This window comes from Blastococcus sp. SYSU DS1021 (assembly GCF_054050995.1).
Map to the genome: position 1 here is coordinate 47,219 of NZ_JBJHAL010000013.1, position 14,266 is coordinate 61,484.

Sequence of the window (14,266 nt, forward strand, 5' to 3'; positions counted from 1 at the left end):
CCCCACGCCTCACCCCGCGCGCACGCCCGCCACCCCACCGGCGGGGAAGAGAGCCGGGAAGGACGGGCCGGACGTCGTTCGAACACGCGTTCGAACGACGACCAGTAGACCCGAGCGCCCACCCCTCGTCAAGCCAGGCCACGGCGTGTCCGTCGACCGCGCCCGCACCCCCCGCCGGACGGGACACACCGGGCGCGCCTCTTTCCGGGCGGTGGCAGGATCAGTGCATGAGCCCACCCCCGCACCCCCGGGTGGCCGCCGTCGCCCGGGCCCTCGCCGCGGCCGGCGCCGAGGGTGAGGTGAGAGTCCTCCCCGCCGAGGTCCGCACCGCGGCCGCAGCCGCCGCCGCGCTGGGCGTGCCGGTCGGTGCGATCGTCAACAGCCTGCTCTTCCTCGCCGACGGCGCGCCCCTGCTCGTCCTCACCAGCGGCGCGCACCGCGTCGACGTCGTCCAGGTCGCGGCGCTGCTCGGCGTCGGCTCCCTGGCGCCCGCCCCCGCGGACGTCGTCCGCGAGCACACCGGCCAGCCCATCGGCGGGGTGGCCCCGGTGGGGCATCCGGCCCCCCTCGGCACCCTCGTCGACGTGGAGCTCGCCCGGTACGACCGGCTGTGGGCCGCGGCGGGGCACCCGACGGCGGTCTTCCCGACCAGCTACGACGAGCTGCTCCGCATCACCGCCGGCACCGCGGCCGAGGTGGGCGGCGGTCCGCTCGACGGGACCGCCACGACGGTCGGCGGCGGCGACCTGTCGGACGCCACCGGGGTCGCGCCGTGACGGGCACCCGCCCGGCCACCCGGATCCTCGAGCTCCCCGTCCCCTGGATGCGGGAGCACATGCACGAGGTGCTGGCCATCTACGGGCTGGCCATGGGCTACGACTCCGGCATCGTCGCCGGCCGGTACGGCTACGCGATCCAGCACACCGAACGGCCCGGCTTCCGCGCCGTCGGGGCCTTCGCGCAGACCCCGGAGGGCGAGCGGCTGGTCGGCTTCGGGTACGGCTACCTCATCGCCCCCGGGCAGTGGTGGCACGACCAGGTGCGCGCGGCGCTGGACCGCCGCACGGCGAAGAAGTGGCTGCCCGGCGCCTTCGAGGTCTGCGAGCTGCACGTCCACCCCGACGCGCAGAGCCAGGGGCTGGGCCGGCGGCTGCTGCACGCGCTGGTCGAGGGCCTGCCGCACCCGGTCGCCCTGCTCTCCACACCGGACGCCGACACCAAGGCGTTCCGGCTGTACCGCGCCGACGGGTTCGTCGACCTGGCCCGCGGCTACCACTTCCCCGGCGACTCCCGCCCCTTCGCGATCCTGGGCGCACGGCTGCCGCTGCATCCGCGCGACCCCTCCGCGACGAACTCCCGGTCGTGACCGCCCCCGAACCCGCCGCACCCGTGGACGTCGTCGTCGTCGGCTCCGGCCACAACGGCCTCGTGGCCGCCTGCTACCTCGCCCGGGAGGGCCTGTCCGTGGAGGTCGTCGAGTCCGACGACGTCCTCGGCGGGGCGGTCTCCACCGTGGAGCGCTGGCCCGGGGTCCGCGTGGACCGCGGGTCCAGCGCGCACGTCATCGTCCGGCACAGCGGCATCGTCGAGGAGCTCGACCTCGCCGCCCACGGGCTGCGCTACGTCGACTGCGACCCGTGGGGCTTCGCGCCGGCCCCCTCGCCCGGCGATCCCGGGCCGGCCGGCCGGCCGCTGGTCTTCGCCGTGGACCTCGACGCCACCTGCGCCTCGATCGCGGCCGCCTGCGGACCGGCCGACGCCGCGGCCTACCGCCGGTTCGTCGAGGTCTGGGGTCCCCGCAGCCGGGCCGTGGTCGCCTCCTTCGGCCGCGCACCGTCGGCCGGTGGCCTGGTGCGGTCGTTCTGGCCGCTGGGTGCGCCCACCGAGGGACGGCCGCGCACCCCGGGCGGTGAGCTGGCGGTCGACTTCCTCGGCTCCGGCGACGCCCTGCTGGACAAGTGGTTCGGCAGCGAGCGGCTCAAGGCGGCGCTGGCGTGGTTCGGCGCCCAGTCGGGCCCACCGATGTCCGAGCCCGGCACCGCGGCGATGGTCGGCTGGGTGGCGCTGCTGCACGACGTCCCACCCGGGCACCCCGTGGGCGGCTCCGGCGGGCTGACCCAGGCGCTGCGCCGGCGGCTGGAGTCCGACGGCGGCCGGGTCGTGCTCGGCGACGGCGCCGCGCGGCTGCTCGTGGAGGACGGCCGGGTCGCCGGCGTCGAGACCCGCGCCGGCCGGGTGGTCCGGGCCCCGGCGGTGGTGGCCGCCTGCCACATCGGCGTCACCCGGGAGCTGGCCGGCGACGCGGCCCCGCCGGTCCTGGCCGACGCCGCCCCACCGGTCGGCAACGGCTTCGGCCTGGTGGTCCGTGCCCTGACCGACGCCCCGCCGTCCTACCCCGGTGCCGGGCCGGAGGCGCTGCAGGGCCTCCAGCTGCTCTGCACCGACCGGGCGCAGCTGGCCGCCGCGCACGGCGACTGGGGTGCCGGGCAGCTGCCCCGCGAGCCGGTGCCGCTGGCCATGTCGTTCTCCGCGAGCGACGACACCCTGGCCCCGCCCGGGCGGCACGTGGTCACGATCTGGGGCCAGTGGTACCCGTACGCACTGGCCGACGGCGGCGACTGGGACGCCCTGGCCGACACCGAGGCCCGGCGGCTGATCGAGGCCGTCGACCGCCACGCCCCCGGGTTCGCCGCCTCGGTCCGGGAGACGTACGTGCAGACCCCACTGGCCCTCGAGCGGGAGCTGTCCCTCCCCCGTGGCAACGTCATGCACGTGGAGATGGGCCTGGCCAGCATGTTCGCCCTGCGCCCGGCCCCTGGCCTGTCGGGCTACCGCGTGCCCGGGCTCCCCGGCCTGTACCTCTCCGGCGCCTCCACCCACCCCGGCGGCGGGGTCTCGGGCAACTCCGGGCGGACGGCGGCCCGCACGGTCCTCGCCGACCGCCGGGCGCTGCCCCGCGCGCGGGCGGCGGCCGGCCGCGCGGTCCGCCGGATCCGGGACGGAGCGGGAAGGGCGTGACGACCACCACCGCGGCACCGCCGGCACCGACCGCGGCGCGCGTGGTCCCCGTCCTGCTGGTCGCGGCGCTGGTCGCCACGGCGATCGCCTACCCGCTCACCTCGGGCCCCGACCGGGACGTCGTCTCCTGGGGCATCGTGCTGCTCGGCTCGGCGCTGTCGGTCGCGCACGCGGGGCTGAGCCGGGGTGCCCGCACCGGGCTGGGCGTGCTCGTGCTGGTCGCGTCGGTCGCCATCGCGTTCGAGTCGGTCGGGGTGGCCACCGGGTTCCCCTACGGCAGCTACCGCTACAGCGACGTCCTCGGCCCCACCCTGCTCGGCGTCCCGTTCCTGGTGCCGCTGGCCTGGCTGATGATGGCCTGGCCCAGCTGGTTGCTCGGCGAGGTGCTGGCCCGCCCGGTACGCGCGAGCCGCCGCCGGCCGGCGCGGGTCGCCTGGGCGGCGGCGGTCTTCGCGGCGTGGGACGTCGTCCTCGACCCGCAGCTGGTGCAGGCCGGCTACTGGACGTGGGAGCACCCCTCCCCCGGCCTGCCGGGCATCGAGACCGTGCCGCTGACCAACCTCGCCGGGTGGCTGCTGGCCGGGCTGGTGCTGATGACGCTGCTCGACGTGCTGGTCGCCCGCACCGCGAGCGAACCACGCGTCGGCCCGGGCGCCCCGTTGTTCGCGCTGGCGTGGATGACCCTCGGCGGCGCCCTCGCGCACGCCGGCTGGCTGGGCCTGCCCGGCTCGGCGGCCTGGGGGGCGGCGCTGGGCGCCTGCGTCCTGGCCGTCCTGGCGCTGCAGCGCCGGCGCGCGGGGCGGCCGTGAGCGGGCGCCTGCTGCGCACGCTGGCCGGTGTCTCGGTCGCCGGCGCCGTGCACGCTGCCGTCAACACCGCGCTGCTGCGCCGCCCGCCGGCGGATCCCCCGGCGGTGGACCGGCCGGTCACCGTCGTGCTGCCGGTGCGCGACGAGGCCGAGCAGGTCGCCGGCTGCCTGGCGGCGCTGCTCGACCAGCGCGGCGCCGAGCGGCTCCGGGTCGTCGTGGTCGACGACGGCTCCACCGACGGCACCGCCGACGTCGTCCGGGCCGTGGGCGACCCGCGGGTGCGGCTGGTGACCGCCCCGACCCTGCCGGCCGGGTGGCTGGGCAAGCCGCACGCCTGCGCGGTGGGGGCGGCCGAGGCCGGGGACGCCGAGGTGCTGGTGTTCGTCGACGCCGACGTCCGCCTCTTCCCCGACGCCGTCGCCGCGGCCGTGGCGGTGCTCGACGCCCACCGCCTGGACCTGGTCTCGCCGTGGCCGCGGCCGTTGGCGGTGGGCCCGGCGGAGCGCCTGGTGCAGCCCCTGGCCCCGTGGCTCTGGCTGACGACCCTGCCCCTGCGGCTCGCCGAGCGCTCGCCCCGCCCGTCGCTGGCCGCCGCCAACGGCCAGTTCCTCGTGGTGCGGCGCTCGGCGTACGAGCGCGCCGGGGGCCATGCGGCCGTGCGCGGGGAGGTGCTCGAGGACATCGCCCTGCTGCGGGCGGTCAAGCGCGCCGGCGGGCGGGGCGTGCCGATCGACGGTTCGTGCCTCGCCGCCTGCCGGATGTACGACGGGTGGGCAGCGGTCCGCGACGGCTACGCGAAGTCGCTGTGGGCCTCCGTGGGCGGGACGCCGGTGGCCGGGCTGGCGGCCGCGGCCACGCTGACCGCCGTCTACGTCGTCCCGCCCCTGGCTGCCCTCCGTGGCTCGCCCGCCGGGCTGGTGGGCTACCTGGCCGGGATGGCCGGCCGCCTCGCCGGTGCACGGGCCAGCGGAGCGCGCGCCTGGCCGGACGCCCTCGCGCACCCGGTGTCGGTGCTGGCCCTGGACGTCCTGATGATCCGGTCGGTCCGGGGGCGTCGGCGGGGCACCCTGCGCTGGCGCGGCCGACCCGTCGGCGCGACCCGGCCGGCGGCGTCGGCGACGATGAGCCGGTGACCTCCGCCGAGCAGCAGCGCCCACGCACCTCGTTCGACCCGGCCGCGATGGACGCCGGCGCCTTCTACCGGGTGCTGAACTCCGTCGTCGTGCCCCGCCCGATCGCGTGGGTGTGCAGCCGCTCCGCCGCCGGCGTGCACAACCTCGCCCCGCACTCCTTCTACACCGTCGCCTGCGTCGACCCGCCGGTCGTCCAGTTCACCTCGGTGGGCCGCAAGGACTCGCTGCGCAACGTGGAGGCCACCGGCGAGTTCACCGTGAACCTGACGCCCGAGGCCCTCTTCGAGCAGGTCAACGCCACCGCCACCGACTTCCCGCCGGACACCAGCGAGGCCGAGCAGGCCGGGGTGCGGCTCGAGCCCGCGGACACGGTCGCCGCGATGCGCGTGGCGGAGTCCCCCGTGTCCATCGAGTGCGTCCTGCACTCGACCCTGCGGCTGGGCGACAGCACCGTCGTCCTCGGCCGGGTCCGGCACATCAGCGTGTGGGCCGACGCCGTGCGGGACGGGCGGCCGCGGATCGAGCACCTCAAGCCGCTGGCCCGGCTCGGCGGCAACGAGTGGACGACGGTGGGCGAGATCCGCGAGATCGCGCGCATCCCCTACCGCCGGTGGGCCGAGGACCCCGCGATCGGGGAGGCCGTCCGCGGGGAGTGACCGCGGTCAGCCCGGCAGGTGGGCGGCGACCTCGTCGGCGGCCTCGGCCCCGAACGCCTCGGCGAAGCGGGCCAGGAAGCTCTCCCGTGGCAGGTCGTACTCCTGCGTGCCGATGACCTCGACCGCGGCGGTGGCGACGGCGGAGCCCAGCTGGGTGGCGCGCTCCAGGCCCAGCCCCCACGTCCGTCCGGCGATGAACCCGGCGCGCAGCGCGTCGCCACCCCCGGTGGGCTCCACCGGCTTGGTCTCGGGCACCGCGATCACCGACAGCGGCTCCTCGCCGGCCCGCCGCACCAGGACGCCGTCGGCGGCGCGGGTGGTCACCCAGATGCCCACGCGGGCGAGCACCTCGTCGGCCGTCCAGCCGGTCTTCTGCAGGAGCAGCGCCGACTCGTACTCGTTGGTGAACAGCACCTCCGCGCCGTGCACCAGCTCGCGGATCATCTCGCCGTCGGCCCAGGCCAGCTGCTGGCTGGGGTCCGCGGCGAAGGCGTAGCCGCGCTGCCGGCACTCCTGCGTGTGGCGCACCATCGCGGTGGGGTCGTTCGGCCCGACCACGACGAGGTCGGGACCGCCCACCCGGTCGACGACCGGTGCGAGCTCGATCTGCGCGGCCTCGGCCATCGCGCCCGAGTAGAACGACGCGATCTGGTTGTTGGCCTCGTCGGTGGTGCACACGAAGCGGGCGGTGTGCTTGAGCTCCGACCAGTGCACGCTGCCGGTGTCCACCCCGTGGCGCGACAGCCAGGCGTCGTAGTCGGCGAAGTCGCTGCCGACCGCCCCCACCAGGACGGGTGCGAGCCCCAGCAGGCCGAGCCCGTAGGCCATGTTGGCCCCGGCGCCGCCGCGGTGCTGCACCAGGTCGTCGACGAGGAAGGAGAGGGAGACGTTCTCCATCTGCCCCTCGACGAACTGCTCGGTGAACCGACCGGGGAAGGTCATCAGGTGGTCGGTGGCGATGGATCCGGTGACGACGACGGGCACGAGAGGCGCTCCTCCGGGTCGGGCTGCCTCCGGCCCGCTGCGCCGCGGGTACCGGGCGGGGAACGGGAGAGGAACGGCGAGGGTCGGGCACCGCACACCCTAGGTGCCGCGCACGGACGCCGCCGCCCCGAGGGCCGTCAGTGCGGCGGTGCGACGTCCTCACCGGGACCGGCCAGCTCGGCCCCCAGCCACCGGCCGAGCTGCACCGTGCCCACGACGCCGAGGAGGAGGCCCGCGGCGGCGCCGGCGGTGACGGCCAGGGTGGCGCCGTCGACCCCCGCGACCTCCAGCCCGCTGACCACCCCGGCACCGCCGAGCGTCAGTCCCGCCATGGCCACCCGGGTGGGCCGCTCCCACAGCGAGATCGGGCCGGTCCGGTCCACACCGGCCTGCCCGGCGCGGGCGCGCAGGTAGTCGGGCAGCCAGCACAGCGCCCCGAAGGCGACCGCCAGCCAGCCGGGCGCCCCGGCGACCCACAGCGCCGCCGCGTAGGCGGCCTCGGTGAGCCGGTCGACCACGGAGTCCAGGACGAAGCCGCGCTGGGAGGCGCGCCCGGTACCGATCGCCAACGCCCCGTCGAGGCTGTCCAGCAGGCCGGAGAGCCCCACCAGCACGCCGGCCAGGAGGAGCCAGGCGCCGCCCGCGGCCGCCGGGGGCACGGCCGCGACCGCGACGACCACGCCGGCGGCCGTGGCGAGCGACGGGGGCAGCGCCGCGAGGGGGCGGGCGAGCGCGTGCGCGAGGGTCAGCCAGCCCCGCACGATCGGTGCCTGTGTGTCGGCGCCGCCGTGCCAGCGCGACCAGGCCTCGAGGTACTCGTCACGGCTCAGCACGGCGCCCCCTCCCGCGACCGGCGCCCTCCGGTGACGCCGGCCCCTCCGCCAGGGACAGTAGGTGAGTGCTCGCCGGTCTCTCCCCCGCCCGCCGCCGTCTGGTCGTCGCGGTGCTCGTCCTCGTCACCGCCGCGGTCGTGGGCCTCGGCGTGCTGCTGGCCACCCGGACCACCGACGTCGAGGGCCCGGGCCCGGGTCCGCAGGCGCGGCCGGGGCCGGTGCTGCTGGTGCCCGGGTACGGCGGAGGGACGGCGTCTCTGGTGACGCTGGCCGACCGGCTGGAGCAGGCCGGCCGCGACGCCACCGTGGTGCCGCTGCCCGGGAACGGCACGGGCGACCTGGGCGAGGCTGCCGCGGCGCTCGACGAGGCCGCCCGCGCGGCCCTGGATCGCACCGGCGAGGAGAGCGTGGACGTCGTCGGGTACTCGGCCGGCGGGGTGATCGCCCGGCTGTGGGTCGCCGACGGCGGCGCGGAGGTGACCCGCCGCGTCGTGACGCTCGGCTCGCCGCACCACGGCACGGGGCTCGCGGACCTGGCCGGGCAGGTGGCGCCGTCTTCCTGCCCGGAGGGGTGCCGGCAGCTGGCCACCGACAGCCCGGTCCTCGCCCGGCTCAACGCGGGCGACGAGACGCCGGGTGACGTGGGCTGGGTGTCGGTCTGGACCACGCTCGACCGCACGGTCACCCCGCCGGACTCGGCCCGGCTCGACGGTGCGCTCAACCTGACCGTGCAGTCGGTGTGCGCGGAGAGCCGGGTCGGGCACGGGCAGCTGCCCGGCGACCCGCTGGTGCAGTCGATCGTGCTCGAGCAGCTCACCGCCGGGGAGCCGGTGGCGCTGGACGCCGCCGACTGCGCCCGCCTGAGCGGTTAGCTGGTGACGTCCTTGGTGGTGAAGTTCGCCCAGGCGGCGGCGAGCAGCACGCCGACGTAGACCGCCTGCAGCGCGAGCCCGCGGGTGATGTCCCGCCACAGGATCGGGTCGCGGAACAGGTCGACGAACGCCAGCCAGTAGCGCGTCGGGAGGTAGGGCGCGATCGGCGAGGCGGCGTCGAGGGTGAACAGCAGCGAGGACGTGACCAGCACGGCGAGCGCGCCCATCGTCGCGCCGAGCGGTGAGTCGGTGAGGGTCGAGAAGAACAGCGCGAACGCTGCGACGCCGAGCATGGACATCCCGACGTAGCCGACGGCCAGCACGGTGCGCATGCCCAGCTCCTCCGCGCTGAGCGACGTCCCCGACACCGACGTCCCCGTACCCGGCCGCGCCTCGAACAGCGTCGTCCCCACGAGGTACCCGACGGCCGCGACCACGACCACGGTGACCAGCACGAAGGCCAAGACGGCCACGAGCTTGGCCACCAGCAGCCGGGTCCGCCCCGCCGGCCGGGCCAGCAGGTAGCGCAGCGTGCCCGCCTGCGCCTCGCCGGCGATCGAGTCGCCGGCGACCACCGCCACCGCGATGGGCAGGAACAGCGGCAGCACGATCGCCAGCGCGGCGAGCGGGTACAGCGCGCCGTTGGTGAGGACGGCAGAGAGGAACGGCGGGCCCTCGCCCGGCCGCGGGGCCAGGTCGGTGAGCACGAGCAGCACGGCCACGAGCACCGGCAGCGCGTTGAGCACGGCGATCGTCGCCCAGGTGCGCGGCCGCCGGAACAGCTTGCGCAGCTCCACGGCGATCACCGTGCGCGCTCCACCCGGTCGGCGCTGGTGGCCGCGGCCGCCAGCACCACCTCCTCGAGCGTCGGGCGATCGGCCGCGAGGCCGGTGACCGGTACGCCGGCGCGCACCAGCAGCGCGTTGACCTCGGCGGGGTCGCCGCCGCGCACCACCACCCGCTCGCCGTCCACGGCGGTGACGCGGCCGTCGAGCACCGCGCGCACCTGCCCGGGCGCGGGCGTGCGGATGACGGTGGCGCCGGTCGGGGCGGTGAGGGTGGCCAGGTCGTCCTGCAGCACGAGGCGGCCGCGGTCGAGCACGCCCACGCGGGTGCAGAGCTGCTCGACCTCGGCCAGCAGGTGGCTGGAGAGGAAGACCGTCGTCCCGCCGCGGTGCAGCTCCAGCAGCAGCTCGCGGATCTCGGAGATGCCCTGCGGGTCGAGCCCGTTGGTCGGCTCGTCGAGCACCAGGAGCTCGGGACGGCGGAGCAGCGCGCCGGCCAGGCCGAGGCGCTGCCGCATGCCGAGCGAATAGGCCTTCACCGGCCGGCGTCCCACGCCCCCCAGCCCGACCTGGTCGAGCACCTCGGCGACGCGCCGGCGCCGGTCGCGGCGCGGTCCACCGGGGCCAGCGGCGTCGAGCAGCGCGAGGTTCTCCCTGCCGGAGAGGTGGCCGTAGGCGGCAGGCGACTCGATCAGCGCTCCCACCCGGGGCAGCACGCGGCGGCCGGCGCGCGGCATCCGCCCGCCGAGCAGGTCGATCTCCCCGCGGGTCGGCAGGACGAGGCCGAGCAGCATCCGCACGGTGGTCGTCTTCCCCGAGCCGTTGGCGCCGAGGAAGCCGTAGACGTCGCCGGCGCGCACGTCCAGGTCGATGCCGTCGACGGCGCGCACCCGCCCGTACTGCTTGGCCAGACCGCGGGTGGCGATGACCGTGCTCACCGCTGCCGCCCCAGCACCGGCAGCTCCGCGGCGGCCTCGACCAGTGCGTCGAGGGTGACCGTCCCGGTGAGCAGGTACGGTTCCGCGTCCTGCGGGTCCACGAGCATGAGTGCGACGGGGCCGGCCGCGATGCGGGTGCTCGTCTCGTCGGTGACGGCGTCCGGGCTCTGCGCCAGCGTGCGGCGCAAGGCTTCCGCCACCAGCCGCGGCACGGGGGCGACGGCGAGCAGGGTGACACCGCGCCCGTAGAGCCCGATGCCGGGCGGAGCGCCGTCGAGCGTCCGGCGCGGCAGCCCGGCCAGCGTGGGGAGGAAGCGCACCGGCGGGAGCCGCCGCCCCGCCTCGAGCACGATCTCGGCCTGGTCGGCGGTGCGCAGGTGGGCGTCCGGGGGCGGGGCGAAGGACGTGGTCGCGGCATCCGGGACCGCCAGCTCCAGGTCCAGGAAGCGGGTGTCCAGCGCCGGCACCTCGGAGGTCTTGCCGAGGACCACCACCTGCACCGGCAGGCCGCTGGCCCGGTCCACCCACACGTCGACCTGCCGCACCGACGAGGCGGGGTCCGCCGGGGTCGAGCGCAGCCCGAGGGCATCACGCCCGGCGATCCGCCGGGCCCCGATGCGGGTCAGCTCCTCGTCGGCGGCCTCGGACAGCAAGCGGCGGCCCAGGGTGGCGGGCAGCAGGTCCGGTGGGGCGGGGAGGGCGAACGGCGTGGCGTCCGCCCACGTCGCGGTGGCGCGCTCGTACTCCCAGGTCCAGGTGCCCCGGGCATCGCGGTGGATGCCCGTCTCACCGGCCGTGGTGATGACGGCGACCCGATGGTCGTCGGGGCCCCGCCACCACACGCGCATCTCCGTGCGGTCGCTGAACAGGTCCGCGAGGGAGTCCAGCTGGTCGGTCACCGGCAGGGCCAGCCCGCCGGCCGATTCGGCGTACCCGGAGTACTGCACGTCCCGCGAGGCCAGGACCGCCGCACGCAGCTCGGCCGCGGGCACCGCCGAGTCTTCGACCGGGAGCGCGCCCACCAGCGCCGGGAGCGCGACGAGGACCGCGACGACCGCCCCCACGACGGCCCAGCGCGGAGCCGCCGCCCGCGGTCCGGACGCCATGCGGTCACCGTAGCCCCGGCCGGCCCGGTGGGTCCCGCGGCGATCCTCACCGGGAACTCACCGGGAGGGCTATCGGGCGGCTCGGTCCACGGACACCACGGGCGCGGCGCCGAGCACCCGGCCGACCCACAGCTGCAGCACGCGCCGGTCGCGGTCGCCGTCCTCGCGCAGGACGCTGGTGAGAGCCAGCCCGCGGTAGAGGGCGAGCAGGCCGTCGATCTCGGTCCGGTCCCGGGAGGAGCCGGGGAACAGCTCGGCGACCAGGTCGCGGACGGCCGCCCCCACCCGCCGCTCGGCGGGAAGCAGCGCGGCGCGCAGCACCGGCTCGGTGCGTGCGGCGGCCCACAGCTCCAGCCCGGCCAGGAACAGCGGGCCGGACATCACCCGGTGCAGGAGGTCCACCTCGCTGGCCACCCGGCCGGTCGCGGCATCGGCGCGCACCTGCTGGATCTGCGCGTCGGCGACGTGCGAGACGGCGGCGACCAGCAGCGCCTCCTTGGTGGCGAAGTGGTGCAGCAGCGCCCCGCGGGACAGCCCCGCCCGCTCCTGCACCCGCTGCGTCGTCGTCCCGGCGTAGCCGTGCTCGACCAGGCAGTCGATGGTCGCGGAGAGCAGCCGCGCCCGGGTGTCCGCCCGGCGCTGCTCCTGGGTACGTCGCTCCGTCACCGCGTCAGGATAGGTACTGACAAACCGTCCGAACGGACTGTAAGTTGCCGTCCGACTCGAGAGGGAGTGGTGACCGGTGTTGACGGTGGAGCTGGTGCGGAGGGGCGCCCGGCGGTTCGCGGACCGCACGGCAGTGATGAGCGGCGATGCGTCGCTGACCTTCCGGGAGGTGGACGAGACCGCCAACCGGATGGCGCACGTGCTGATCGGGCTGGGGGTGGCCCGTGGGGACCGGGTCGGCCTCCTGGTCGAGAACGGGCTGTGGTCGGTGCCGATCGACTTCGCCTGCCTCAAGGCCGGCGCCGCGCGCGTGCCGCTCAACGCCCGGCTGTCGGCCGACGAGCAGGCGCGGATGCTCGCCGCCACCGGCGTCCGGATGCTCATCCACGGTGCGGCGCTCGCCGACCGGGCGGCGGAGCTCGCCGGGCGGGTGGACGGCCTCCGGCTGGTCAGCCTGGGCCAGACCTCCGACGTCGAGGCACTCGACCTGCTCGACGAGATGGCCGACGCGAGCGCCGCCGACCCGCGGTTGCCCGCCGAGCCCACCGACCCGGTGCTGATCCTCTACACCTCGGGCACGACCGGCGCGCTCAAGGCGGTGGTGCACACCCAGGCCAGCTACGCCGCCATCTGCGCCAACATCCTGGCGAACCTGGTCTCCCCCGGCCGGGACTCGGTCATGCTGCACGCGGCGTCGCTGATCCACGCCAGCGGCACGTTCGTGCTCCCCTACTGGATCCGCGGCGGCGCGGCCGCCGTCCTGCCGGGCTTCGACCCCGCCAGCTACCTGGACTCACTCGCCCGCTACCGGGCCACCGAGATCAACCTGGTACCCACCATGCTCGGCATGCTGCTGTCCTCCGGCGCCGCCGAGCGCGCCGACGTCTCCAGCCTTCGCACGGCGGTGTACGGCGCCAGCCCCATGCCCGGCCCGGTGCTGGCGCAGGCCCTCGACGTGTGGGGTCCACGCCTGGTGCAGTACTACGGGCAGACGGAGGCACCCCTGGCGATCACCGTGCTCGACGCCCTCGACCACACCGACCCGTCCCTGGCCGGCTCGTGCGGCCACCCCTCGGTCGACGCCGAGGTCCGGGTCGTCGGCAGCGACGGCGGCGCCCTGCCGGCCGGCGAGATCGGCGAGCTCCAGGTGCGTGCCCCCTTCGGCATGGCCGGCTACCACGACGCGCCCACCCTCACCGCCGAGACGATCAGCGGGGACGGCTGGATCGCCACCCGCGACCTGGCCCGGCTGGACGACCGCGGCTACCTCACGCTTGTCGACCGGACCAGCGACATGATCATCACCGGCGGCTACAACGTGTACCCGCGGGAGGTCGAGGAGGTGCTCATGGCCCACCCGGCGGTGTCCGGTGCGGCCGTCGTCGCCGCACCCGACCCGACGTGGGTGGAGGCGGTGACCGCCTTCGTCACGCTCCGCGCCGGGTCGAGCGCCACCCCCGACGAGCTGCGGGACGCGGTGCGCGGCGCGCTCGCCGGTTACAAGGTCCCCAAGACCGTGCACGTCGTCGACCAGCTCCCCCTCTCCCCCGTCGGGAAGATCCTCCGCCGGGCCCTGCGCGAGCCGCTGTGGGCCGACGCCGCGGGGCGCTCGTCGTGAGCGAGACGGTGACCGTCGAGCGGAACGGTCCGGTGACGACGGTGCGACTGTCCCGCCCGGCGGCACGCAACGCCGTCGACGGGCCCACCGCCGCCGCGCTCGCCGACGCGTTCCGGGCCTTCGACGCCGACGACGAGGCCGCCGTGGCGGTGCTGCACGGCGAGGGCGGCACCTTCTGCGCCGGCGCGGACCTGCGGGCCATCGGGACCGACCGCGGCAACCGCACCGAGACCGACGGGGACGGGCCCATGGGCCCCACACGGATGCGGCTGCGCAAGCCCGTCATCGCCGCGATCGCCGGGCACGCGGTCGCCGGCGGCCTGGAGCTCGCGCTGTGGTGCGACCTGCGGGTCGCCGACGAGACGGCGATTCTCGGGGTCTACTGCCGCCGCTGGGGCGTGCCACTGGTCGACGGCGGCACCGTGCGGCTGCCGCGACTGATCGGCACCTCCCGGGCCATGGACCTGGTGCTCACCGGGCGAGGGGTGGACGCCGCCGAGGCGCTGCAGATCGGATTGGTCAACCGGGTCGTGCCCGCCGGGCAGGCGCTGACCGAGGCCCGGGCGCTGGCCGCCCGGATCGCCGCCTTCCCCCAGACCTGCCTGCGGGAGGACCGGGCCTCCCTGCTGGAGCAGGACGGCCTCGACGAGGAGGCGGCCATGGCCAACGAGTTCCGCCACGGCATGGCCTCCCTCGCCGTCGACGCGCTGCCGGGGGCCGCACGCTTCGCCGCCGGGGAGGGCAGGCACGGCAGCGGCGTCTGACCCGGTCCGGGTGGCCACCGCGGCGCGGGACGACACGACTCCGCGCCCGGGGCCGCACCGCGCTGAGCAGCACCTTCGCACAAA

At 76.5% G+C, this 14,266-nt stretch carries 15 protein-coding genes; 9 read left to right on the forward strand and 6 right to left on the reverse strand.

Going from position 1 to position 14,266, the window contains the following annotated elements:
- Positions 1-227: 227 nt before the first annotated feature.
- The 6 genes from ACI8AP_RS11570 to ACI8AP_RS11595 are packed head-to-tail and all read left to right on the forward strand — an operon-like array spanning position 228 to position 5,616.
- Complete coding sequence (locus ACI8AP_RS11570; RefSeq protein ID WP_456589490.1) at positions 228-776, forward strand: YbaK/EbsC family protein; 549 nt, start codon at positions 228-230, stop codon at positions 774-776.
- Positions 773-1,366, forward strand: a complete 594-nt coding sequence (locus ACI8AP_RS11575; RefSeq protein ID WP_456589491.1) for a GNAT family N-acetyltransferase — start codon at positions 773-775, stop codon at positions 1,364-1,366. Before ACI8AP_RS11570 ends, ACI8AP_RS11575 begins: the two co-directional genes overlap by 4 nt.
- Positions 1,363-3,018 (forward strand): phytoene desaturase family protein, encoded by a 1,656-nt coding sequence (locus ACI8AP_RS11580; protein WP_456589492.1) that lies wholly within the window; start codon positions 1,363-1,365, stop codon positions 3,016-3,018. The genes ACI8AP_RS11575 and ACI8AP_RS11580 overlap by 4 nt, the downstream gene beginning before the upstream one ends.
- On the forward strand, positions 3,015-3,827 hold the full coding sequence (locus ACI8AP_RS11585; RefSeq protein ID WP_456589493.1) for a carotenoid biosynthesis protein: 813 nt from the start codon (positions 3,015-3,017) through the stop codon (positions 3,825-3,827). The genes ACI8AP_RS11580 and ACI8AP_RS11585 overlap by 4 nt, the downstream gene beginning before the upstream one ends.
- Positions 3,824-4,960, forward strand: coding sequence for a glycosyltransferase (locus tag ACI8AP_RS11590; protein WP_456589494.1), 1,137 nt, complete (start codon positions 3,824-3,826; stop codon positions 4,958-4,960). Before ACI8AP_RS11585 ends, ACI8AP_RS11590 begins: the two co-directional genes overlap by 4 nt.
- Positions 4,957-5,616 (forward strand): flavin reductase family protein, encoded by a 660-nt coding sequence (locus ACI8AP_RS11595; protein ID WP_456589495.1) that lies wholly within the window; start codon positions 4,957-4,959, stop codon positions 5,614-5,616. The genes ACI8AP_RS11590 and ACI8AP_RS11595 overlap by 4 nt, the downstream gene beginning before the upstream one ends.
- Positions 5,617-5,622: 6 nt before the next feature.
- Here the strand turns inward: ACI8AP_RS11595 and ACI8AP_RS11600 are convergent, their stop codons facing one another.
- Positions 5,623-6,600, reverse strand: coding sequence for a carbohydrate kinase family protein (locus ACI8AP_RS11600; protein ID WP_456589496.1), 978 nt, complete (start codon positions 6,598-6,600; stop codon positions 5,623-5,625).
- A 137-nt stretch (positions 6,601-6,737) separates the two neighbouring features.
- Entirely contained in the window at positions 6,738-7,433 is a 696-nt protein-coding gene (locus tag ACI8AP_RS11605; protein WP_456589497.1) for a CDP-alcohol phosphatidyltransferase family protein, read from the reverse strand.
- Between the two features lie 65 nt (positions 7,434-7,498).
- Between ACI8AP_RS11605 and ACI8AP_RS11610 the strand changes: the two genes are divergently transcribed.
- Complete coding sequence (locus tag ACI8AP_RS11610; protein WP_456589498.1) at positions 7,499-8,305, forward strand: lipase family alpha/beta hydrolase; 807 nt, start codon at positions 7,499-7,501, stop codon at positions 8,303-8,305.
- Here the strand turns inward: ACI8AP_RS11610 and ACI8AP_RS11615 are convergent.
- The 4 genes from ACI8AP_RS11615 to ACI8AP_RS11630 form a co-directional block, all read right to left on the reverse strand.
- Positions 8,302-9,102, reverse strand: a complete 801-nt coding sequence (locus ACI8AP_RS11615) for an ABC transporter permease (RefSeq protein WP_456589499.1) — start codon at positions 9,100-9,102, stop codon at positions 8,302-8,304. The genes ACI8AP_RS11610 and ACI8AP_RS11615 overlap by 4 nt on opposite strands.
- 5 nt (positions 9,103-9,107) lie before the next feature.
- The gene (locus ACI8AP_RS11620; RefSeq protein ID WP_456589500.1) at positions 9,108-10,028 is read right to left on the reverse strand and encodes an ATP-binding cassette domain-containing protein; all 921 of its coding nucleotides are present in this window, start codon (positions 10,026-10,028) and stop codon (positions 9,108-9,110) included.
- Positions 10,025-11,134 (reverse strand): LolA family protein, encoded by a 1,110-nt coding sequence (locus ACI8AP_RS11625; protein ID WP_456589501.1) that lies wholly within the window; start codon positions 11,132-11,134, stop codon positions 10,025-10,027. Before ACI8AP_RS11625 ends, ACI8AP_RS11620 begins: the two co-directional genes overlap by 4 nt.
- Positions 11,135-11,203: 69 nt before the next feature.
- Positions 11,204-11,800, reverse strand: a complete 597-nt coding sequence (locus tag ACI8AP_RS11630; RefSeq protein WP_456589502.1) for a TetR/AcrR family transcriptional regulator — start codon at positions 11,798-11,800, stop codon at positions 11,204-11,206.
- 76 nt (positions 11,801-11,876) lie between these two features.
- On the opposite strand from ACI8AP_RS11630, the gene ACI8AP_RS11635 reads away from it, so the two are divergent.
- A complete protein-coding gene (locus ACI8AP_RS11635) occupies positions 11,877-13,418 on the forward strand; it encodes a class I adenylate-forming enzyme family protein (protein ID WP_456589503.1) in 1,542 nt (513 codons plus the stop codon).
- Entirely contained in the window at positions 13,415-14,182 is a 768-nt protein-coding gene (locus ACI8AP_RS11640) for a crotonase/enoyl-CoA hydratase family protein (protein WP_456589504.1), read from the forward strand. Before ACI8AP_RS11635 ends, ACI8AP_RS11640 begins: the two co-directional genes overlap by 4 nt.
- Positions 14,183-14,266: the final 84 nt, after the last annotated feature.

Excerpts from the sequence above, each read along its gene's own strand:
- ACI8AP_RS11570 (WP_456589490.1), top strand. The coding sequence starts at position 228 with ATGAGCCCACCCCCGCACCCCCGGGTGGCCGCCGTCGCCCGGGCCCTC.
- ACI8AP_RS11625 (WP_456589501.1), bottom strand. The coding sequence starts at position 11,134 with ATGGCGTCCGGACCGCGGGCGGCGGCTCCGCGCTGGGCCGTCGTGGGG.